The sequence below is a fragment of the Chryseobacterium arthrosphaerae genome (genome assembly GCF_001684965.1).
Lineage (GTDB): Bacteria > Bacteroidota > Bacteroidia > Flavobacteriales > Weeksellaceae > Chryseobacterium > Chryseobacterium arthrosphaerae.
Window position 1 is genome coordinate 179668 of sequence record NZ_MAYG01000031.1, and the last position, 21922, is coordinate 201589.

Genomic DNA, 21922 nt, shown 5'->3' on the forward strand with positions numbered 1-21922 from the left:
GGCGGTCTTTTTTTATATCCGTTAAATATCTTCAAAAGTCATGAAAAAGTTATAAATTTGCCACCAAATGAATATTTCAGCATACATTTTAGAATATTTAAAACAATTTGGAACTGCCACGGTTCCAGGCTTTGGCGTGTTTTCCCTGAAAAATTCCAAGGCAATTATCAATTCTGAAAACGGGAGCATCCTGCCTCCGGCAAGCCAGATTGAATTTGCTATTGATTATGAAGTGCAGGCTGAAGAACTTACCGCTTATATTGCGGAACAGAAACAAATGTCTATAGATGCTTCAAGAAGTGATCTGAAGATTCAGACCGATTTCTGGAAGAAAAAACTGCAGGCAGAGCAGGTTCTCGAAATTCAGAACCTGGGAACGGTTTTTATTGAAGAAGGCGATACCCATTTTAAGGGAAAAAGAGTGGAAGCCGGCCGCCCGGACTTTTACGGGTTGGAAGAAATCCGGTTCTCAGATATCAACAACGGGGAAAAAGTAACTACCACAGAAAACCGTGAAAAGGATTATAAATTCGGGAAGACGATTCTCTGGATATTCCTGATCATGATTCCGGTACTGGGAATTGTATACCTTGCCTTCACTCAGGAGGAACTTCTCTTCGGAAAGAAATCTTTCACGAATGTTTCTGTAAAGACGTCTACACACAGGATCGTAAAAGATACCGCTAAAATAATGAAGCAGAAACCGAAAGTACCTGCCTCAGATTCCTTACAAAAAGACTCACTGGTAAAACCTGTCGGAAAAGGAACAAAGCCTGTTCCGGCTGCTCCAATCAACACTAAGACTAAATGGCAAAAGTAAAAACGGCGTCAGAATCCCTGACCATTATGACCAATATCGTTCTTCCGAACGAGACCAATTCTCTAAGAAACCTTTTTGGTGGTGAACTTTTAGCAAAAATGGACCGATGTGCGTCTATCTCTGCAGCAAGACACTGCGAAAGAAGGGTAGTAACAGCTTCCGTAAACCATGTTTCCTTCAATCATCCGATTCCGGAAGGAGGAGTAGTAGTGCTGGAGTCTAAAGTTTCCAGAGCATTCTCTACTTCTATGGAAGTGTATGTGGATGTGTGGTCTGATGACCCGATCAATCAGAAAAAAATTCATACCAATTCCGGGATCTATACTTTCGTTGCGGTAGATGAGTTCAACCGTCCGATCCCGATTCCTGATATGATTCCCGAAACTGAAGAGGAAAAAGAAAGATATGCAGCCGCATTCCGCAGAAAGGAACTTTCACTGATCCTTTCCGGAAGAATGAAGCCTCTGGAATCTGTAGAACTGAAGAAGCTTTTCCAGGAACCACAGGAGCCGCAAACTTCAAAAAAAGATAAGAAATAAAACCTGAAATGCTTTTAATGCCGGAACATCCAAATTAAAAGCATTTTATTTTTTTATATCCATTTAAAGCACTTTCATGTGAAAATAATGACCGTGCTATTTGTGAAACAATTAGTGTCATTTGTGTTTAAATAAAAATGAAAATACTTCTTTTAGATAAAAACCATCCTCTCATTACCGAACAGCTTTTAGCAAAGAATTTTATTTTAGAAGAGGATTTTACTTCTTCTTATGATGAGGTTGTGCATGAGATTCAAAACTATGACGGAATTATCATCAGAAGCCGTATTCCTTTAGATAAAAACTTTCTTGAAAAAGCACGGAATCTGAAGTTTATTGCAAGAGTAGGTGCAGGAATGGAGAATATTGATATTCCTGTTGCAGAAAAACTGGGGATTCAGCTGATCAATTCTCCGGAAGGAAACAGGGATTCTGTAGCAGAACATGTGGTAGGAATGCTGCTTGTCATCATGAACAGGCTTTTCATCGCTTCCCGGGAAGTGGAAAACGGGATCTGGAAACGTGAAGAAAACAGGGGAGATGAATTGTTGGGCAAAACAGTTGGCCTGATAGGATATGGAAACATGGGAAAAGCTACAGCAAAGAGACTTTCCGGATTCGGGTGCAAAGTGATCTTCCATGATATTCTTCCCGGCCTTTCTGATGAATTTGCAACACAGGTTACCCTAGACGAATTAAAAGAGTCTGCTGAGGTTGTAAGCCTGCATATTCCTCTGACTTCAGAAACTCATTATCTTATTGATGAAAGTTTTATTTCTGAAATGAAAAATGACTTCTATTTTGTGAATACGGCGAGAGGTAAAAACGTAGAAACTAAAAGTTTAGTAGAAGCAATGAAATCCGGAAAGGTAAAAGGTGTCTGCCTGGATGTTCTTGAATATGAAAAATCTTCTTTTGAAAATATAGAATCTGAAAATGAAGATCTGAAATATCTTTTAGAATCTGAAAAAGCTATTGTTACACCTCATATTGCCGGCTGGACCCATCAGAGCAAGGAAAAACTGGCGCAGTTTATTGTGGATAAGATTGTAGCATCGTATTGTTAGAAAAACAAGCCAAAAAAATACCTGAAACCTGAAAAATTATGTGTGAAGCTCTTAATTTTTCAGGTTTTTATTTTAACCGGTCTCTTTTTATGATTTCATCTTTCCTTCCATTTATGTTAAATAATTCATAATGTCACCATCATATCTATCATTTACTTTCGAGTTTTATTAAATTGCCGCTCATTTTTGAATCTCATGAAGATGCGTAATTTCGTACTTATTTTAACTGTCTTTTTATCTGTCTTTTCCTGCAAAAAAAAATCTGAAGCCCAAAAAGTTTCGGAAGAAAACACCACTAATCTTCCCAATTACGGGAATGTGGATCTGGAAAATGTTTTCACTAAGGCTGACGGCCAGCTTTTAGACAAATACTCCACTGCAAATTACATCAACCAGTATTACAAAAAGATCTGGGAAGGAGGAGACCTTAGCGGTGGAATTCTTGTTGCTAAAGGTGATGAAATTCTCTATGAAAATTACCGAGGTTTCGGAAGAGAAGGCAATCAGATGCCGATCGATAAAAACACCCCACTGCACGTTGCATCGGTTTCAAAAACACTTACGGCCATGACCATGATGAAATTAGTGGAAGCCGGAAAAATAAAACTTACGGATCATCTTACCCAGTTTTTTCCGGGGTTTCCTTATCCTGATGTTACGGTTCAGACTTTGCTGGATCAGAGAAGCGGGCTTCCGAAATATGAATATTTTATTACTAAGATACAACCTGCTCCTGCAGAGCTTTCAAAGCCGTTCATTACCAATCAGGATGTGCTGAATATGATCATCAAATACAAACCTGATCTGGCAAGAGATACGGATACCGGGTTCATGTATTGCAATACGAACTTTGCTTTACTGGCGTTGCTGATTGAAAAGGTGACCAATACTCCTTTTCCGCAGGCAATGAAAGAAATGGTCTTCACACCGTTAAAAATGAACAATTCCTATATCTTTCAGGAAAAAGATATTCCTACCGCTTCACAGTCTTTCTACTATGGTGGAAACAAATTGTATCCGCTGGACAGGCTTGATCTGATCTACGGAGATAAAAATGTATATACAACACCAAGGGATCTGTATAATTTTTCAAAAGCAATGTTTTCCAAGGATTTCCTTAAGCCGGAACTGATGCAGATGGTATTTGCGCCTTACAGCAACGAAAAGGCGGGAATGAATAACTACGGATTAGGATTCCGAATGAAAATATTTGACAATGGTGAAAAGCTGACGTATCACAACGGCTGGTGGCATGGAACCAACTCCGTATTTGCCCATCTTCTGAAGTCGAAAGTGACCATTGTGGCCATCGGGAATAAATATTCAAACAAAGTATATACAGCATTGGCATTGTCCGGATTATTTGAAGATTTCCCTTTACAGAAAGATAAGCTTCATACGGTGATGAATGACAATAAAGATACTTTGAATTCCGGACAGGAAGTTTTTGGAGAATAATGTTTACTTTTGCTTAAACATTTTCATGAAAAGGTTTCTTTTATTATTCGTTATCTGTTTTCTTGTACATTCCTGTGCAAGAGTAGGTTCGCCTGTAGGTGGGCCAAAAGATACATTGGCGCCAAGATTTTTAAGTTCCAATATTGATACCACCAGGATCAATGTCAAAAGAGATATTCACGAGCTCCGTCTGGATTTTGATGAATATATTACATTGAAGGATATCAGTAAAAACCTGATTATCTCGCCTCCCATTAAAGATATCAAGCGGATTCTTCCGTCTAATATTGCCAATAAATTTGTACTGATCCAATGGGCGGATACGCTCCAGGCCAATACCACCTATAATTTCAATTTCGGGAATTCTATTGTGGATAATAATGAAGCTAATGTACTGAGGTATTTTAATTTTGCTTTTTCTACAGGAGATAAACTGGATGATCTGTACGTTAGCGGGGAAATAAAGGATGCCGCACAGATTAAAAAGAAAGAGGGAAGTAATGAAAACAAACTGGTGGTAGGATTGTACCAGCTTAAAGATACGATCAATTATAAACAAAAGCCGTATTATATTACTAAAGTAGATGATGACGGATATTATGAGCTGAACTATCTTTCTCCCGGAAAATATAAGATTATCGCCTTCGATGATGAGAATGGAAACTCTATCTACGATCCGGGAAAGGAGAAAATAGGATTCCAAAAAGAGACTGTTGATATTGAAAAATCAATATCCGGGCTTAATTTAAAAGTTTACCCTTCCAAAAAAGCACTTAAGTACTCTGAAATGAAAGAAGTTCCAGGGGGTGTGCTGATGCTTTTTGAAGGTCATCCGGATGAAGTGAAAGTAGAGTCTCTGAATGACAAACTGAAAGATATCAAGGTGACCCATAATCCTAAGTCTGACTCAGTAAGAATCTGGTTTGATGCGGTGAAAAATGATGTTGGGCAGACTGCCAATGAGAAACTGGTATTTAGCCACAATAAAGGCGCTAAAAAAGACAGTGCTTACAGTGTTTCTTTATTTTACAGATATAATAAGAAAAATGTAATGGATATTGAAGGGGATAACGACGGTGCTCCGTTACCTCCGAAAGCAGAATTTAAAATAGCCTCAGGATATTATATTGATAAAATTGATCCTTCAAAATGGACGTTGAACGTTAAAGGAGACAGCTTGAATACAATACCTTTCAAGGCCAGAATTTCAGAGACCAATCCTTATCAGATCCTTGTTCAGTCAGATTTTATAAGTGGTAAATCCTATCAGCTTACCGTTCCTAAGGAAACCGTATCTTCATTCTATACCAGAAATGTACAGTCCAAACGTTTTGATTTTGACATTGCCAAGGTAGACGAATTCGGAAGTCTTGAGTTTACACTGAGCAATGCTCCAACCACGCATTATTGGATTCAGCTGTTGGATGCTTCTGAGAAAGCAGTATATCAGAAATATACAAAAGGGAACCAGGTGAAGTTTGACATCGTGAAACCTGGCGAATATATTGTAAGGATTCTGGTAGACAACAATGAAAATAAATATTGGGACGAGGCAGATCTTGCCACTGAAACTTTTGCTGAAGAGGCTTTTGTTTTCTATAAAAAAGTAATAGCAAGAGGATTGTGGGAGACCAGGGAAGAATGGGATCTGAAGGATACAAGAACACTGGATAATCCTAAAGGAACAGCTCCTGCTCCGGTTCCTGCTGCTGTGGCTCCTGAGGAAACAGGCACAGTGAAACAGGAAGCAAAAAAAGAAATAAAATCCAATACCGCAGTTTTAACTCCGGTGAAGTAGAGACGTATGAAGACGGTAAAAAAAGTAATATTCTGGACACTTGTGGCGTTTGCCCTGATTCAGTTCATTCCTATTGACAGGGTGAACAAACCGGTTGATTCTGCCGTGAATTTTGTTGATTATGCAAAAGCTCCGGAAAAGGTGAGTACATTGCTTAAAAATGCATGCTATGACTGTCATTCCAATGAAACCGTTTACCCGAAATATGCATTTATAGCCCCGATTTCATGGTCGGTAAAAAGCCATGTAAACGAAGGGAGAGAACATATGAACTTTTCTGTCTGGGGAACTTATAATAAGGAACTAAAAGAGAGCATGCTTAATAAATCTGTTCAGACCCTGCAGAATAAAACGATGCCAATGCCCGGATATATAGTTTATCACAAAGAAGCGAATCTTTCAGAAGCAGAAAGATCTTTACTGATCCAGTATTTCGACGGAATGCTGAAATCTAAAACGTACTAAAAAAAATCCCGCAGAACCTTCAGGTTCTGCGGGACAATATTCTATAGAAATTATTTCTTTATATACCTTTCAAAAAATCTTTGCTGAGAATCAAAAGCTATATCTTCAAGGTTAAGATCCTGCAAAGGGACCCACAATGCTTCCGAGATCTCTGAAAGCTCAAGATTAACTTCAAACTTTTCCATAACATTATACTCATAAAAGAGATCAATCGTATTATAATCAATTTCTTTATACTGATAGATGTTAGGAAGGCTTGTAAGGTACTTCAGGTTCGAAATATCGATGTCCAGTTGCAGCTCTTCAAAAAGCTCCCTTTTACAGGTTTCTTCCGCACTTTCTTTAGGGTCAACAAATCCTCCGGCCAGATCGAGTTTCCCTTTTTTAGGGTCTCTGTTTCTGCGTGTAAGATACATTTCGTCACCACATCTGATGACAACCGCTACGGCGCCTGCCACATTATTGTACAGGGTAAAACCGCACTCAGGACAGCTCCATTTTTTTTCACCGTCCCAGTGTAAAGATTCTTTGCCACAGCTTGGGCAATATTTCAATAATTTCATCTTTTATAATTATTTCCCAAAGATAAGATGAAACTTCATCCTATTGAGCAATATTAATATTTCTCGGGTGATAATTTAAAATTACATCCCGCAGTTCTTCAGTTTTAAGGTGTGTATAGATTTCCGTAGTCGTAATACTGGAGTGTCCCAGCATTTCCTGGATGTAACGGAGGTCTGCACCATTCTGCAGCAAATGCGTAGCAAAAGAATGTCTGAAGGTATGCGGAGATATCTTTTTGTTGACCCCTGCTTTGTCTGTAAGCTCTTTGATAATAAGAAATACAATCACTCTGGACATGGAAGTCCCACGACTGTTCAGGAACAGGGTGTCTTCGTATTTTTTGTTGATTTTACCTTTGGAGCGTACCTCTTTGATATAGCTGTCCAGAAGTTCAGCCGTATAGTCTGCTAAAGGCACAAAGCGGGTTTTGTTTCCTTTTCCGTGTACCTTTATGAATTGCTCCTTGAAGTTGATATTGGATATCTTCAGGTCGATAAGCTCAGACACACGAAGGCCGCAACCGTACAATACCTCAATAATGCACTGGTTTCTTTTTCCGAGATCCGTATTAACCTCAATGGCTGCAATAATTTTGTTGATATCAGGAAGGCTTAAGGTATCAGGTAAGTAGAGTCCTAATTTAGGGCCTTCAAGTAGCGCTGCAGGGTTGTCTTCCCGGTATTCGTCCTCCAGCAGAAATTTGAAGAAGGCTTTGATGGAAGAGATCCATCTTGCCTGTGATCGCTCACTGAATTTCTGTTTGGAAAGATTGAAGATATACTCCTGCAGGTTTTCATAACCTATAGAATCCGGACCGACATTTTCCAGATCCTCCTCTGCGTAATCTTTTAATTTTCTAATATCCCGAACGTAAGCGTCGAGAGTGTTTTCTGAAAAATTCCTTTCGAAACGAAGAAATATTTCAAAATCTTTGATCTTTTCATCCCAAGTCATTTGTGCTTATTTTTTTAGTTCACAGTCCGATATTTGTTCTATTTCAATATTATGGTTTCTCAGGAACGATATCCCATCGTCATCCGAATACTCATTGATATACACCAGTCTTGTAATACCTGCCTGAAGGATCAGCTTGCTGCATTCCTTACAGGGTGATAACGTCAGATATAACGTTGCACCTTTTGCAGATTGTGTGGAAGCTGCCAGTTTCAATATAGCGTTGGCTTCCGCATGTAATACGTACCAGTGTGTTTTTCCCTCTTCATCTTCACAGCAGTTTTCGAATCCCATAGGAGTCCCGTTGTAACCATCTGAAATAATCATCCTATCTTTTACGATAAGAGCTCCTACCTGTTTTCTCTTACAGTAGGATAATTTTGCCCATTCCTGGGCCATTTTTAGATAAGCTTTGTCAAACTTATTCATACCGCAGCATCAGTTTTTTTCGAAATAATTTGGATTAAAAGTTTTGAAAGATCAGAAATTCGGCTTTCTTTTCTCAAGGAAAGCTGTTACTCCTTCTTTCTTATCGTCCATTTCAAAAAGTTCCCCGAAATACTTGATCTCAGTTTCGAAACCTTTATCCGTGTCAGATAAATTTACGGCATTAATTGCCTTTGATATTGCCATTGGTGAATTGTAGGCAATAGTACTCGCTAATTCTTTCGTTTTGGTTAATAATTCTTCAATAGGGTATACTTCATTCACCAGGCCGATCTCTTTTGCTTTTTGAGCAGGGATCATTTTGGCAGAGAAGATCATTTCGTTGGCAATACCTTTTCCTACAAGCTTGGGAAGCCTTTGAGTTCCTCCGTACCCCGGGATCAGTCCCAGTGTTACTTCAGGAAGTCCTAATCTGGCGTTTTCCGATGCATATCTGATGTGGCATGCCATGGCAAGCTCTAAACCTCCGCCCAATGCAAAACCGTTGACCGCTGCAATGACTGGTTTAGACATATTTTCAATTTTGTTGAACAAAGTGTTTTGTCCGTTTCTTGCAAGTTCTTCAGCTTTTTCCTGTCCGAAATCACTGAATTCCTTGATGTCAGCTCCTGCTACAAAAGATTTTTCTCCACTCCCTGTAAGGATAATAACTCTACAGGAACTGTCAGAATCAAGCTCATCCAGAGCGGCGCTGATCTCCTGAATTGTTTTGGCGTTTAAGGCGTTTAAACTCTCAGGTCTGTTTATTGTAATGATAGATAATTTATCTTCTTTTTTTAATAATATATTTTCGTAACTCATTTTTCCACTTTAAAATATCATCCTTTGCAAATTATGAATTTTTTACAAAAAAAAGGAAAAAATATTATTTTTTTTTCCTTTTTTTTAATTTATTGTTCAATATGATTATTTGGAATGATTCATCATATTTGCATCGATATTGATGTTTAGTTGTGAAGCTACTTTCATGCCAAGCTCAATGTTGGCACGGAAAAAGTGGCATAACTGGCGGTTGATAATTTCGTCTTTTTTCGGTCCGGTAATGCCTTTCATACTTCCTACAATATTTTGGATCAGATGGTCCCTGTCTTCAGCATTCATGGCTTTTGAATAAAGAAGTCCGGGTTGGGTATAATGATCACTGTCATTTTCATTCCTGTTGTAGTTGGCTACATGGGCGCTGTCCAGTTCATATTCATAGTTTTTGTATGCAGAATCCGGTGTAATATCATCAAAACTGTTAGGATGGTAGTTCGGTTTATCCTGATAATGGCTTGAATCTGCCATGTATCCGTCTCTCTGATAATTATTGACTGCAAAAGGGCATCTGTTCACTTCAAGCTGGTGCGAATTGACACCTACTCTGTAGCGGTGTGCGTCAGGATAAGAGAATAATCTTCCCTGAAGCATTTTGTCCGGTGAAAAACTGATTCCGTTGATCAGGCTGCTTGGTGAGAAAGTGGACTGTTCAACATGGGCAAAATAGTTGACAGGAACTTCATTCAGCTCCATTTCTCCCACTTCAATTAACGGGAAATCATCATGGAACCATACTTTGGTTACATCAAAAGGATTCCATCTGAAATCTTTGGCCTGTTCTTCCGTCATCACCTGGATGTACATCGTCCATTTCGGGAAATCTCCGTTTTCAATAGCGTTGCAAAGGTCTTCCTGTGCAAAATCAGGATTTTCGCCTGCCATTTTTACAGCTTCTTCATCGGTGAAGTTTTTCACGCCCTGTTTGGTTTTGAAATGGAATTTTACCCATACTCTTTCATTGTTGTCATTGATCATAGAGAAAGTATGAGACCCGAAGCCATGCATATGCCTGTAGCCATACGGGGTTCCTCTGTCTGACATTAATATAAGAACCTGGTGGAGAGATTCAGGATTTAAGCTCCAGAAATCCCACATCATGGTGGCACTTTTCAGATTGGTCTTCGGAACTCTTTTCTGGGTATGGATAAAATCCGGGAATTTTTTAGCATCCTTGATAAAGAATACCGGAGTATTGTTTCCCACAAGATCCCAGTTTCCGTCTTCAGTGTAAAACTTCAGGGCAAAACCTCTCGGGTCCCTTGCGGTATCCGCACTTCCTTTTTCTCCTCCTACCGTAGAGAATCTCGCAAACATTCTGCAGGAATTTCCAACCTTTGAAAACAGTTTTGCCTTCGTATACTGGCTGATATCATGAGTTACGGTAAAGGTTCCGTAGGCTCCGCTTCCTTTGGCATGTACAATTCTTTCAGGAATTCTTTCCCTAACGAAATGTGCAAGATTCTCCTGTAGTACAAAGTCCTGCAGCAATACCGGGCCTCTTGGTCCTACCGTCTGGGAATCCTGATGCTCAAAATAAGGTGCGCCGTTACTTAACGTTAATTTTTTAGAATCCATATAATTGATGATTTGAATAATTGTTTTCTTTTTTTAATCCAACTGTAAAGGTAATGAATATCAAATTTACTTGAATTTTTAATTGCTAATAGCAAAAACGTTATATCTTTGTAATAGATAATATTAATCAAATGAACATTCAGCAACTGGAGTATCTTATCGCTGTAGATAAGTATAAACATTTTGGAAAAGCGGCTCAGGCCTGCTTCATTACCCAACCTACGTTAAGTGCCATGATACAGAAATTTGAGGATGAACTGGATGTGAAAGTTTTTGACAGAACTACTCACCCGATCCGGACTACGGATGTTGGTCTTCAGATTATTGACCAGGCGAAGGTGATCATAGAATCTGTCAATGAGCTGAAAAACAAAGCCAACCTTTTGAATAATATTTTAGGAGGAACCATCAACCTGGGAATCATTCCAACCGTTTCATCTTTTATCCTGCCTACGGAAATCTTTAAATTCCTTGAAGAAAATCCGAAGATCCAGATGAATGTAAAAGAAATGACTACGGATAATATAATCAAAGCCTTAAAAGCCGGAGAACTGGATGCAGGTATTATTTCCACACCTTATGATACAGCTGATGAGTTCTATCAGGACTTCCTTTTCAACGAAGAACTGATGATCTACAGCTCCAATACGGAAGCGAACAAAAAAAATGCTTATATCATTCCTGAAGAACTGAATGTGGAAAAAGTATGGCTGCTTGAAGAAGGAAACTGTCTTAGAAACCAGTTTGAGAATATCTGCCACCTGAAAGAAAATACCCTGAAACCTAAGAATCTGGATTTCCTGGCGTCTAATATTCAGACTTTGGTCCACATGGTAGATAAAGTAGGCGGAATCAGTATTCTTCCTGAGTTGGCATTAAGTCAGCTTTCAGAAGAACAGAAGAAAAATGTTTTCAGATTCAAAAAGCCTTTCCCTTACAGAGAGATCAGCATCATTTATTATAAGCCCACCTTCAAACAGAAGATTATTGATGAGTTGTCCCATTCCATCAAAAATTCTCTGGAGCTTAAGCTGAATTACCACGAAAGCCCGAAGGAATTTGTGAGCATAAAGCCACAGTAGTGCACTGTCTTTAAAGTGATATAAATCATTAATTTAAAGAAAATTATAATTAATAAACAAAATTTTTGAGTATTACGAAAATAGTACTTAAATTTGCTGACGTTTATTACGAGGAAAAATTTGACCTGATTGCAACCTCTATAAAAAAATGCTAAAACAGTATTCTTTTTTCTGGGCAATTTTATTCTTATTTTTTCTTATCACTATTTTTTTAATTTAACAAACAAAGAATAATATGTCTTATTTATTTACATCTGAATCAGTTTCAGAAGGACATCCGGATAAAATCGCCGATCAAATCTCAGATGCGTTAATTGACCATTTTTTAGCATATGATAAAGATTCAAAAGTAGCATGTGAAACTCTTGTAACTACAGGACAGGTAGTATTGGCAGGAGAAGTAAAGTCTGATGCTTATCTTGATGTACAGACGATTGCCAGAGAAGTAATCAATGGGATAGGGTATACAAAAGGAGAATATATGTTCAATGGAGATTCATGTGGAGTGATCTCTGCAATTCATGAGCAGTCTCCTGATATCAACCAGGGAGTTGACAGAGCCGTGAATGATGAGTCTTTTGAAGCAAAAGCTAATGCACAGGGAGCAGGTGACCAGGGAATGATGTTTGGGTACGCAACCAATGAAACAGCTAACTACATGCCTCTTGCTTTGGATCTTGCCCACACGATCCTTAAAGAACTTTCTGCAATCAGAAGAGAAAATAAAGAGATCACTTACCTTCGTCCTGATGCAAAAAGCCAGGTGACAATTGAATACTCCGATGACCACAAACCTATCAGAATTGATTCTATCGTAGTATCTACTCAGCATGATGACTTCGGATCAGAAGAAGAAATGCTGAACAAGATCCGTGAGGATATCAAAAATATCCTGGTTCCAAGAGTTGTTGCACAGCAGACTGAAGAGATCAAAGCTTTATTTAATGATCAGATCAAATACCATATCAATCCAACGGGTAAATTTGTAATCGGAGGTCCTCACGGAGATACCGGTCTTACAGGAAGAAAGATCATCGTTGATACGTACGGAGGAAAAGGAGCTCACGGTGGTGGTGCATTCTCCGGAAAAGATCCGTCTAAAGTAGACAGAAGTGCAGCGTACGCAACAAGACACATTGCTAAAAACCTTGTAGCAGCGGGTGTTGCTGATGAAGTTCTGGTACAGGTTTCTTATGCTATCGGGGTTGCTGAACCTTGTGGTTTATATATCAATACATACGGAACGGCTAAAGTAGATCTTCACGATGGCGATATTGCTAAAAAAGTTTCTGAAATTTTTGATCTTAGACCTTATGCTATTGAACAGAATCTGAAATTGAGAAACCCTATTTATCAGGAAACCGCATCTTACGGACATATGGGGAAAGAGCATTATGTTGCTGATAAAACCTTCAACAAAGGTCAGAAAAACGAGATTACATTACAGGGTCTTGAGTTCTTTACCTGGGAAAAACTAGACAAAGTAGACGAAATTAAGGCCGCTTTCGGTATTTAATTTTTTCTTCAAATAAATATTATGAACTGCTTTATCTTCCGGTAAGGCAGTTTTTTTTAATTTTACACCTTAATAATATATAAAGATGATGAATTTTAGAACTGTAGTTGCTGTCCTGTCACTATTTTTACTAAGCACATGGGTGAAAGCTCAATATACAATGCACAAAATGATCAGTGTAGGGTATACTTACCAGAATCAGAGTTTTGGTGAAGTTGGAGGTAAATTGCTTTTTCTTAAAAATGATGATGTGATTTACAGATTGGGAGGATCCGCCATGATGGGTTCTGTGGATTCCAAATTTGCCATTATGCCGAAACTGCAGGCGGATGTGCTTCTTAATTTTCAAAAAAATGTAGATTTCTACCACTCTTATTATTTCTTAGCAGGGGTAGAAGGAACGAATAAATATATCGCTCCCAAGATAGGGGTTACCTTATTTGGGATGCTTGACCTTACAGGAGGCTATGCTTTTCCTATCGGAGACACCCGTCTGAACGGAAAAGAAATGAAAGGGCTGAATATTAATTTTACATTAAATATCCCTACAGTGTTCATTCATGATATGTTTAAGTGATTTTTTTTAAATTTTTCTTGCGAAAATTTAATAATAGGTTAACAGTTATTAAAAAATTATTATATTTACACCATAATATAAGTGTACCGCCTATTGATGAGACTCTACTCTGAAGAACTGTTTTGTATATACAGCAAAAGCCAGATGAAATATCTGGAGGAATACCTGTCTGCAAATATTTATATTGAGAAGAGTTATGAAATCAAAATCGGATAGTTTACTAATTTCGCTTTACCAGAAAGGTGACGAGGGAGCGTTATCAACCCTTATTCACCGCCATCAGAGAGAACTGTTTACATTCATTTTTTACAAAATTAATGATGAAGATTTAGCCAACGATATTTTTCAGGATACTTTCATGAAAATCATTGTAATGCTGAAAGAAGGCCGCTATAACGAAGAAGGAAAATTTATTCTTTGGGCAAAAAGAATTTCTCACAATTTAATCATTGACCATTTCAGATCGAAAGCTAAAAACATCAAAGTTTCAGAAACAACATTTGAAACCGATGAATATTCTATTTTTGATCTGATCAGAGAGCCTTCCGAAAATATTGAAGATCAGCTGGTAACCAATCAGATTCAGGAAGATCTGCTGAAGATGCTTCAGTTTCTTCCGCTCAATCAGCAGGAGGTGATCAAACTGCGTTTTTTTGACGGATTAAGTTTCAAGGAAATTGCAGATCATACGGATATGAGTATCAACACTACGTTAGGAAGGGTAAGATATGCGCTCATCAACCTGAGAAAAATCATGGATGAAAATAACATAATATTAACCAGATAAATAATATTTAGTGAAATTTCACGTTTTAAGGAAAACATACTTCGCTTATGAAAAAAAATGACTCCTTAAAAGTGAAAACTTTGAAACCTAAGAAACAAACAATTGATTTTTTGCTGAATTTTTCCAAAAGCCTTGAAATTGTGAAAAGCAAGAGCAAGAATTATCCTATTTCAAAAAATTAAAATGACTAACTTTGTGCTGTATGAAAATGCAGCATGTTTTTTTTGATCTCGATAATACATTATGGGATCATCGCAGAAATGCCTATCTTACTATCAAAGACCTTTTTGAAAAACAGGAAATCAATTCAAAGTACAATATAGACTTTGAAGAGTTTCACGCTGTTTACCATGATATCAATGAAGAGTTATGGGAAAAGATCAGAGATGGGATTATAGGCAAAGAGTATTTGAGGGAACACCGTTTTTATGATACGTTCATGCATTTCGGTGTAGATGATAAAGAGCTGTCTCTTTATTTTGAAGAGAATTTTCTGGATAATATTGTAAGTTATAATGAGCTGGTAGAAGGAGCTGAAGACGTTCTGGAATATTTAAAAGCCAAAAACTATACCCTTCATATTATTTCCAACGGATTTCAGGAAGTAACGGAGAGAAAATGCACATTGTCCGGCATTGCTCCTTATTTTAAAACCATTACCAGTGCAGATGCGGTAGGGGTAAGAAAGCCTGATCCCAGGATTTTTGAATATTCACTGGGATTATCAGAAGCTAAGAAAGAGGAAAGCATCATGATCGGTGATGACTGGATCGCTGATGCTCTTGGAGGAAGGGATTTCGGAATGGATACCATCTTTTTTGATGTTTATAAAGAAGATAAAAAAGAAGCCGGATTAAAGGCCATTACTCATCTTCAGCAAATCAAGGAATATTTATAAAATATAAGACCAAGTCTGACAAAAAGCCATTAAGTTTATCTCAATGGCTTTTTTGTTTAAAAAATTATCTGTGTTCATCATCAATATACTATCCTTCACCATTCAATTGTATTTTTCATTTTCTATCTATTAAGCTTTTCCCAATTCTTTCCCAAATTGATCCTGAACTTTGCGTCATAATCATAACAGAAAAATTTAATATTATGAAAAAGGTAAAGAAAATCACAGGTGTATTTATTTTAATTTTCTTGTTAGCAGGAGGGTTGATCTTCGCTCAGGACAGGGCTATACATCCCAATCAACTGCCTAAAACAGCTAAAAATTTCCTGGCAGCCCATTTTAAAGGAATCCCTGTAAGTTCCGCGATAGAAGACAGGGAAATCTACGGAATAGATGAATATAAAGTCTATCTGAATAACGGGATGAAAATGGAATTTGACAGTAACGGAAGCTGGAAAGAAGTGGATGGAAAGCATCAGAAAGTACCTTACGGCTTTATTCCTGCATCGATCAGAAACTATACAGCCAGAAACTTCCCGAATACGTATATCACCAAGATCGAAAAAAAGAGATGGTCTTATAAAGCTGAGCTTTCCAACGGGCTGGAACTTGAGTTTGACAGAAACGGAAACTTTAAAAGAATTGATGATTAATCCATCATCGTTTAACAACAAAAATCAGCATTATGGTTAACTGGAATTTAATAAGAAGCAACGGAGGAAATATTTCTTCCCGCGATATCAGAAAAAGTATTGTGTCTTTTATGACAAAGCACCATCCATGCAGTATCGTCAACTCTATTGAAAAGAAATATAACGCTTACAGGATACAGCTGATGAATGGCTTAAGCCTTATTTTCGATGCTGAAGGACGGTATGTGAAAACAGATAAATTGTTATGAAAGAAACCTGGAAGAGTGAAGCTGAAGGCTACCTGCGCATAGTCGATATTTTGTGTGTTTTGTATCATACCGTCTTATTGTTGCTCATGTTCTCTTAAGTCTTCGGCTTGGCTTCCTTTCCGCATTCCTCCGTAATTTTATATATTTGATATACGCAATTTCACTTGGCAGACTTATAAACAGCAGATATGAAGATTTTAATAGTAGAAGATGAGCCGGAATTAAAGGATACTGTACAGAAGTTTCTGGAAGGTGAGCATTTTATTGTAGAATATGCCCCCGATTACAGTTCCGGACTGGACAAGATTATTTCCTATGAATATGACTGTATTCTTCTGGATATCATGCTGCCCGACGGAAACGGTATCGATCTTCTGAAAGAGATCAAAAAAATGCATAAAAAAGATCCTGTTATCATCCTTTCTGCCAAAGATTCGGTGGATGATAAAGTAGAAGGGCTGGAAATAGGAGCAGATGATTATCTTGCAAAACCTTTTCACCTCGCAGAGCTTATGGCCAGGATTAAATCTGTGATCAGAAGAAATCAACAGGACGGGGAAAATATTCTTACCTATAAAAACATAAGCATTGATCCGGATAACAGAACCGTGAAAGTAGGACAGGAAGAACTGATCCTGAACCGGAAAGAATATGATCTTCTGTACTACTTCGTGATCCATCCGGAAAAAACACTGCAGAAAACAACTCTGGCAGAGGCCATCTGGGGTGATTATATTGATCAGGCCGACAGCCTGGATTTTATTTATTCACAGATCAAAAACCTCCGTAAAAAGTTAAAAGCACTGAATTCTGAAGCTGACTTTCAGGCAGTATACGGAATAGGATATAAATTTGTCTGATGAAAGTTTCGTTAAAATATTATACCATCAAATACCTGATCATGATCCTTCTGCTGATTATTGCAGTATGGGCAGGTCTCTTTTATGCCTACATTCTGGATGAGGTGCATGATAATGTGGATGACGGCTTACGGGATCGGAAAATACAGATCATTAAAGCAGTTTACCTCAATCCTCAGCTGCTGAAGAATAATGAATTCGGATTTAATGAATTTAAGATCATTCCGATCAGGGCTGCAGAATATCAAAACAAAAGCAGGCTCTACAATAAGATGTATTATATGGAGTATGATGATAAGGATCAGCCTTACAGAGTGCTTGAAGCCGATTTTATCGATCAGTATAAAAACCATCAGCGCCTTGTCATCAGAACTTCCACCGTAGAAGAAGATGAGTTGATCTATGACCTTACCACAGCACTCATTGTTCTTTATCTTCTTTTGGTAATCAGTATTGTGGTGGTGAACGGATACCTTCTCAACAAAGCGATGCGTCCGTTTTATAAAATTCTTGATAAGCTTAAAAAATATCAGTTCGGAATCCCTGCCAGTGAGCAGGAACAGAATTATCTGATTAAAGAATTTGATGAACTGAACGTGGAGATTAATGAAATGATTGAGCGTAATGAGCTTGTATTCTATCAGCAGAAACAGTTTATTGAAAATGCGTCCCACGAGCTTCAGACTCCGCTGGCGATCGTCATCAATAAGATAGACCTGCAGATTCAAAACGAAGAACCTGATGAAAAGAATATGAACTTACTTTCTGAAATCAAAAATGACCTGCGAAGAATGGTAGGACTGAACAAGTCTTTATTAATGCTTTCCAAAATAGAAAACAGTCAGTTTAATAAAACTTCCGGGGTAGATTTCAATGTGATGATTACTAAGCTGGTTCAGGACTTTGAAGACTTTATAGAGTTTAAAAAAATACAGGTCAACATCATAGAAAAAGGATATTTTATAGCGGATTTTAATCAGGACCTTGCGGATATTCTGCTTTCTAACCTTCTGAAAAATGCAGTAAAATATAACAATGAAGCTGGAATTTTAAATATTATGATTGAAAATGACAGACTTACATTTCAGAACAGCGGGACGTCTGTGGCCTTAGATAAAGCCCGGATCTTTAACCGTTTCTACAAACAGGGTTCGGATCATACTTCTACCGGCCTGGGACTGTCTATCATCCAAACGATCATCAAACAATATCCTGGCTGGGAAATCAGCTATGAATTTGAAGATCAGATGCATTATTTTATTCTTACTAAGAACGCGCATCAGTAAAGAAATTCGTATATAATGTATAATGGAAACAATCCAAATACATGAATTATTTTCTATTCTAAATCTGTAACAAAAAAATAACGGCTACCTCAAATGAGATAGCCGCCTATTATGTATAAAGCCCGGCATTAAAATCCTAAGCTTGTTCTTACTCTTTTAAGTGTTTCCAGAGCAATTGGTCTTGTTTTCTCAGCTCCCTGCTGTAGTTTCGCCTCCAACTCTTCAAGATTATTCATATAATAATTGAAAATCTCTCTTTCTTTCTCAAAACGTACCAAAATAAGATCCAGAAGTTCCTTTTTAGCATGTCCGTATCCGAAGTTTCCGGCAAGGTATTTTGCTCTTAATTCTTCTGTCTGTTCTGGCGTAGCGATCAGTTGGTAGATGGCAAAAACTTTATCTGTTTCAGGATCTTTAGGTTCTTCCAGCGATTTGGAATCTGTTTCAATGCTCATCACCTGTTTTTTCAGTTCCTTTTCAGGTAAGAAAATGTTGATGATATTTCCTCTTGATTTTGACATTTTCTGACCGTCTGTTCCGGGAACATATTTAGTGTCTTCCTGAAGTTCAGACTGAGGCAATACCAGAATTTCACCCATCTGGTTATTGAACCTTGAAGCGACATCTCTGGCAAACTCCAGGTGCTGAAGCTGGTCTTTTCCTACAGGAACAATCTCTGCATCGTATAATAAAATATCTGCAGCCATCAGAATAGGATAAGTAAACAGCCCTGCATTCACATCCTGAAGACGGTCAGCTTTATCCTTAAATGAGTGCGCTAATGTTAATCTTTGATAAGGGAAAAAACATGATAAATGCCAAGATAGTTCACAGGTTTCAGCGATATCACTTTGTCTGTAGAAGAATGTTTTTTCGGTATCTAACCCACAAGCAAGCCAAGCCGCAGCAATCTCGTAGGTATTTTGTCTTAAGGTCTGCGCATCTTTGATCTGGGTAAGCGTATGAAGATTCGCAATAAATAAAAATGATTCATTTCCTTCCTGCTTGGATAGTTCGATAGCAGGAATAATCGCCCCAAGTAAATTTCCAAGATGGGGGGTTCCGGTGGCTTGAATGCCGGTAAGAATTCTTGACATTGGTTTAAAATTTATTTTAAAAAATTAATGAATTGCAAATTTACGAGGTTTAACGGGAATAATGAATGAAAAAGATCAAAAGATTAAATGCCCTCTATTTAAAATTCAGTAGCTGCAGTTCCATTTCCCAGCATGATCATTCGTGCAAATCTGTGAAATCTGTAGCTCGAACAATTATGGAATTACAATTTTCTCTCCTCCGAACTTTGGCTCTACTCCAAAAAGAAGATCCCAATATACCTTAGCTTTTGCCAGATACTCTCTCATATTGGTCTTTAAACCTGCATATTTATTTACATCTTCTGCATTATAGCCAAAGGCCTGCATTCCTTTTTTTCTGGCCAGAAATACAGCTCTTTCATTATGGAACTTCTGGGAGATAATAACCAGCTGGGTCTGCCCGAAAATCTCCTTTGCCCGTATCACAGAATCCAGTGTACGGAAACCGGCATGATCCAGAATGATCTTATCCTTTGGGATTCCCTGCTGTACTAATGCTGTCTGCATATCTTCAGGTTCATTATAGTCTTTGGTACTGTTGTCACCACTTACGATGATGTACTGTATTTTTCCGCTTTTGTATAAATCTGTAGCGGCCCTGATCCTGTTGTCGAAATAAGCATTGGGCATACCGTTGCTCAGTACTTTGCCGGTTCCGAGCAGTAAAGCTGTTTTGGCTTCCGGAATATCAGCAATATGATAGGATACAAATGGAGCACTTTCTTTTTTAATGCTGTAGTTGGTCCAGGCAATAAAAATAATTCCTGCAACCAGAAGAAGCAGGAAAAATTTAAAAATATTTTTAATTATTTTTTTCATCTGAAAAGAGATCTTTTAAAACTCCAGTCCGTTAGGGAAAGCTTTTTTTCTGAATATTAATAAGAATGCAGCCCCTACAGTGATTGCAGAATCGGCAACGTTGAAAATATACTTGAAGAATTCAAGATGCTTTCCACCGATTAAAGGCCAGCTTTCAGGAACATACCAGTCTACCAGCGGGAAGTGAAGCATATCTACTACGCAACCCTTCATGAAGGTAGAGTAGCCGTGTCCGAAAGGCACAAGCTTTGAAGTTCCTCCGTAACCAAGCCACCTGTCAATACTTGGATCATAAATGGTTCCGCTGTCGAAGATCATCCCATAGAACATTCCGTCTATCAGGTTTCCGATTGCTCCGGCAAAAATAACTGCCATCGGAATCAGAAGATAGTTGGAAGCTCCCTCTTTTAACCATTTTCTAAACATGTAGACCATTCCTCCGATCAGGAAAATTCTTAGAATGACAAGGAAATATTTTCCAATGATTCCCCCGAAGTGGAACCCGTAGGCCATTCCCGGATTTTCTACAAAAGTAAGTTTGAAACCGGGAAAAACAGAAACACTGTCGTCCAGGTTAAAATGCGTTTTAATATAAATTTTTGAAGCCTGGTCTATCAACAATACCAAAAAGGTTATAGCTAAGATCTTTTTCATTACTGTCCTTTAGGTTTTGACGGTTTTGAAGCCGGCTTTACATTTCTGGTGTCACTGGCTTTCTTGACTACTTTCTGCCCGTTGTATGAACTTTTAACGTGAGCCTTTTCAAATTTAATGTTCATTTCTTTCAATACACTTTTCAGTGCACTAAGCTCCATAGAATTTTTAGGATGTACTATGATAGATTCCATTTCTTATATTTAATAATTACATTTTGGACAATTCGTCAAGTCGCTTTCTGTCTTTTGCAGACAGATCATTGATTCCGTTTTTGCCCATCTTACTCAAAAGTCTGTCTATTTCTTTCTCCCGTTCACGTTTATCAGAATTAAACTGATCATCGATGGTGTAGTTGGTATGTTTCCTGGGAAAGAACCTGTTCCTGATCCATTCCCTGTTGAAGAATGCCAAAGCTATTGCAACAATGATGATTAAAATGAATACTTCGCTCATGGGTATACATTAAAAATTAGGTTTATAAAGTATCCGTGAATACGATATAAACCCAATATTATTTGAATAAACCTTACGGCTATTTCTGCATATTTTTCGCTTCGATGCTCAGCGTAGCGTGAGGAACGGCTAAAAGTCTTTCCTTAGGAATCAGCTTCCCTGTTACCCTGCAAACACCATACGTTTTGTTTTCGATTCTGATTAAGGCATTCTTAAGATCACGCACGAATTTTTCCTGTCTTCCTGCCAAAATAGAGTTCTGCTCTTTGCTCAGCGTTTCTGCTCCTTCTTCAAATGCTTTGAAGGTAGGTGAAGTATCATCCGTTCCGTTATTCTGGTCATTGATGAAACTTTCTCTGATCAGCTGAAGATCTTTTTCTGCTTTTTCTATTTTTTCTTTAATGATCGCTCTAAATTCCTGTAAATCAGCATCGCTGTATCTAACTCTTTCGTCTGACATATTCTTTCTCTTTTTTAATAAAA

At 37.9% G+C, this 21922-nt stretch carries 26 protein-coding genes; 15 read left to right on the plus strand and 11 right to left on the minus strand.

Going from position 1 to position 21922, the window contains the following annotated elements; all coding sequences use genetic code 11:
* Positions 1 to 67: 67 nt before the first annotated feature.
* The 6 genes from BBI00_RS21765 to BBI00_RS21790 all read left to right on the plus strand — a co-directional run bounded on the left by BBI00_RS21765 (position 68) and on the right by BBI00_RS21790 (position 6147).
* Positions 68 to 820 (plus strand): hypothetical protein, encoded by a 753-nt coding sequence (locus BBI00_RS21765; protein WP_065400935.1) that lies wholly within the window; start codon positions 68 to 70, stop codon positions 818 to 820.
* Positions 808 to 1359, plus strand: a complete 552-nt coding sequence (locus BBI00_RS21770; protein ID WP_065400936.1) for an acyl-CoA thioesterase — start codon at positions 808 to 810, stop codon at positions 1357 to 1359. The genes BBI00_RS21765 and BBI00_RS21770 overlap by 13 nt, the downstream gene beginning before the upstream one ends.
* A gap of 137 nt (positions 1360 to 1496) precedes the next feature.
* Positions 1497 to 2426, plus strand: a complete 930-nt coding sequence (locus BBI00_RS21775; protein WP_065400937.1) for a 2-hydroxyacid dehydrogenase — start codon at positions 1497 to 1499, stop codon at positions 2424 to 2426.
* Positions 2427 to 2621: 195 nt separating this feature from the next.
* The gene (locus BBI00_RS21780) at positions 2622 to 3884 is read left to right on the plus strand and encodes a serine hydrolase domain-containing protein (protein ID WP_065400938.1); all 1263 of its coding nucleotides are present in this window, start codon (positions 2622 to 2624) and stop codon (positions 3882 to 3884) included.
* Between the two features lie 25 nt (positions 3885 to 3909).
* A complete protein-coding gene (locus tag BBI00_RS21785; RefSeq protein WP_065400939.1) occupies positions 3910 to 5682 on the plus strand; it encodes an Ig-like domain-containing protein in 1773 nt (590 codons plus the stop codon).
* Between the two features lie 6 nt (positions 5683 to 5688).
* Complete coding sequence (locus tag BBI00_RS21790) at positions 5689 to 6147, plus strand: heme-binding domain-containing protein (RefSeq protein WP_065400940.1); 459 nt, start codon at positions 5689 to 5691, stop codon at positions 6145 to 6147.
* Positions 6148 to 6197: 50 nt separating this feature from the next.
* On the opposite strand, the gene BBI00_RS21795 is transcribed toward BBI00_RS21790, so the two are convergent.
* From BBI00_RS21795 to BBI00_RS21815, 5 genes are all read right to left on the minus strand, one after another.
* Positions 6198 to 6710 (minus strand): NUDIX hydrolase, encoded by a 513-nt coding sequence (locus BBI00_RS21795; RefSeq protein WP_065400941.1) that lies wholly within the window; start codon positions 6708 to 6710, stop codon positions 6198 to 6200.
* Between the two features lie 40 nt (positions 6711 to 6750).
* Positions 6751 to 7665 (minus strand): site-specific tyrosine recombinase XerD, encoded by a 915-nt coding sequence (gene xerD / locus BBI00_RS21800; RefSeq protein WP_065400942.1) that lies wholly within the window; start codon positions 7663 to 7665, stop codon positions 6751 to 6753.
* A gap of 6 nt (positions 7666 to 7671) precedes the next feature.
* Complete coding sequence (locus BBI00_RS21805) at positions 7672 to 8094, minus strand: deoxycytidylate deaminase (protein ID WP_065400943.1); 423 nt, start codon at positions 8092 to 8094, stop codon at positions 7672 to 7674.
* 51 nt (positions 8095 to 8145) lie between these two features.
* Positions 8146 to 8913 carry an enoyl-CoA hydratase/isomerase family protein gene (locus BBI00_RS21810; protein ID WP_065400944.1) on the minus strand — a complete coding sequence of 256 codons (768 nt, stop codon included), beginning with the start codon at positions 8911 to 8913 and terminating at the stop codon, positions 8146 to 8148.
* Between the two features lie 105 nt (positions 8914 to 9018).
* Positions 9019 to 10506: a catalase gene (locus tag BBI00_RS21815; protein ID WP_065400945.1), complete on the minus strand. Its 1488-nt coding sequence runs from the start codon at positions 10504 to 10506 to the stop codon at positions 9019 to 9021.
* A 131-nt stretch (positions 10507 to 10637) separates the two neighbouring features.
* Between BBI00_RS21815 and BBI00_RS21820 the strand changes: the two genes are divergently transcribed.
* The 9 genes from BBI00_RS21820 (at position 10638) to BBI00_RS21860 (ending at position 18413) form a co-directional block, all read left to right on the plus strand.
* On the plus strand, positions 10638 to 11588 hold the full coding sequence (locus BBI00_RS21820; protein ID WP_065400946.1) for a LysR substrate-binding domain-containing protein: 951 nt from the start codon (positions 10638 to 10640) through the stop codon (positions 11586 to 11588).
* A gap of 235 nt (positions 11589 to 11823) precedes the next feature.
* A complete protein-coding gene (metK, locus tag BBI00_RS21825; protein WP_065400947.1) occupies positions 11824 to 13104 on the plus strand; it encodes a methionine adenosyltransferase in 1281 nt (426 codons plus the stop codon).
* An 85-nt stretch (positions 13105 to 13189) separates the two neighbouring features.
* On the plus strand, positions 13190 to 13681 hold the full coding sequence (locus BBI00_RS21830; RefSeq protein WP_065400948.1) for a hypothetical protein: 492 nt from the start codon (positions 13190 to 13192) through the stop codon (positions 13679 to 13681).
* 196 nt (positions 13682 to 13877) lie between these two features.
* A complete protein-coding gene (locus BBI00_RS21835; protein WP_065400949.1) occupies positions 13878 to 14468 on the plus strand; it encodes an RNA polymerase sigma factor in 591 nt (196 codons plus the stop codon).
* A gap of 202 nt (positions 14469 to 14670) precedes the next feature.
* Positions 14671 to 15366 carry a YjjG family noncanonical pyrimidine nucleotidase gene (locus BBI00_RS21840; protein WP_065400950.1) on the plus strand — a complete coding sequence of 232 codons (696 nt, stop codon included), beginning with the start codon at positions 14671 to 14673 and terminating at the stop codon, positions 15364 to 15366.
* A 203-nt stretch (positions 15367 to 15569) separates the two neighbouring features.
* Positions 15570 to 16019, plus strand: coding sequence for a PepSY-like domain-containing protein (locus BBI00_RS21845; protein WP_065400951.1), 450 nt, complete (start codon positions 15570 to 15572; stop codon positions 16017 to 16019).
* Between the two features lie 32 nt (positions 16020 to 16051).
* Positions 16052 to 16267 (plus strand): PepSY-like domain-containing protein, encoded by a 216-nt coding sequence (locus tag BBI00_RS21850; RefSeq protein WP_065400952.1) that lies wholly within the window; start codon positions 16052 to 16054, stop codon positions 16265 to 16267.
* 188 nt (positions 16268 to 16455) lie between these two features.
* Positions 16456 to 17127 carry a response regulator transcription factor gene (locus BBI00_RS21855; RefSeq protein ID WP_065400953.1) on the plus strand — a complete coding sequence of 224 codons (672 nt, stop codon included), beginning with the start codon at positions 16456 to 16458 and terminating at the stop codon, positions 17125 to 17127.
* Positions 17127 to 18413 (plus strand): sensor histidine kinase, encoded by a 1287-nt coding sequence (locus BBI00_RS21860; protein WP_065400954.1) that lies wholly within the window; start codon positions 17127 to 17129, stop codon positions 18411 to 18413. Before BBI00_RS21855 ends, BBI00_RS21860 begins: the two co-directional genes overlap by 1 nt.
* Before the next feature lie 128 nt (positions 18414 to 18541).
* On the opposite strand, the gene trpS is transcribed toward BBI00_RS21860, so the two are convergent.
* The 6 genes from trpS to BBI00_RS21890 all read right to left on the minus strand — a co-directional run bounded on the left by trpS (position 18542) and on the right by BBI00_RS21890 (position 21899).
* Entirely contained in the window at positions 18542 to 19510 is a 969-nt protein-coding gene (trpS, locus tag BBI00_RS21865) for a tryptophan--tRNA ligase (RefSeq protein ID WP_065400955.1), read from the minus strand.
* Between the two features lie 174 nt (positions 19511 to 19684).
* Positions 19685 to 20329, minus strand: coding sequence for a SanA/YdcF family protein (locus tag BBI00_RS21870; protein ID WP_065400956.1), 645 nt, complete (start codon positions 20327 to 20329; stop codon positions 19685 to 19687).
* Between the two features lie 15 nt (positions 20330 to 20344).
* Entirely contained in the window at positions 20345 to 20983 is a 639-nt protein-coding gene (locus tag BBI00_RS21875) for a lipoprotein signal peptidase (protein ID WP_065400957.1), read from the minus strand.
* Complete coding sequence (locus tag BBI00_RS21880; RefSeq protein ID WP_065400958.1) at positions 20983 to 21177, minus strand: DUF2683 family protein; 195 nt, start codon at positions 21175 to 21177, stop codon at positions 20983 to 20985. The genes BBI00_RS21875 and BBI00_RS21880 overlap by 1 nt, the downstream gene beginning before the upstream one ends.
* A 16-nt stretch (positions 21178 to 21193) precedes the next feature.
* Positions 21194 to 21439 carry a DUF6576 domain-containing protein gene (locus BBI00_RS21885; protein ID WP_065400959.1) on the minus strand — a complete coding sequence of 82 codons (246 nt, stop codon included), beginning with the start codon at positions 21437 to 21439 and terminating at the stop codon, positions 21194 to 21196.
* 79 nt (positions 21440 to 21518) lie between these two features.
* Positions 21519 to 21899: a TraR/DksA family transcriptional regulator gene (locus tag BBI00_RS21890; protein WP_045501318.1), complete on the minus strand. Its 381-nt coding sequence runs from the start codon at positions 21897 to 21899 to the stop codon at positions 21519 to 21521.
* Between the last annotated feature and the right edge of the window lie 23 nt (positions 21900 to 21922).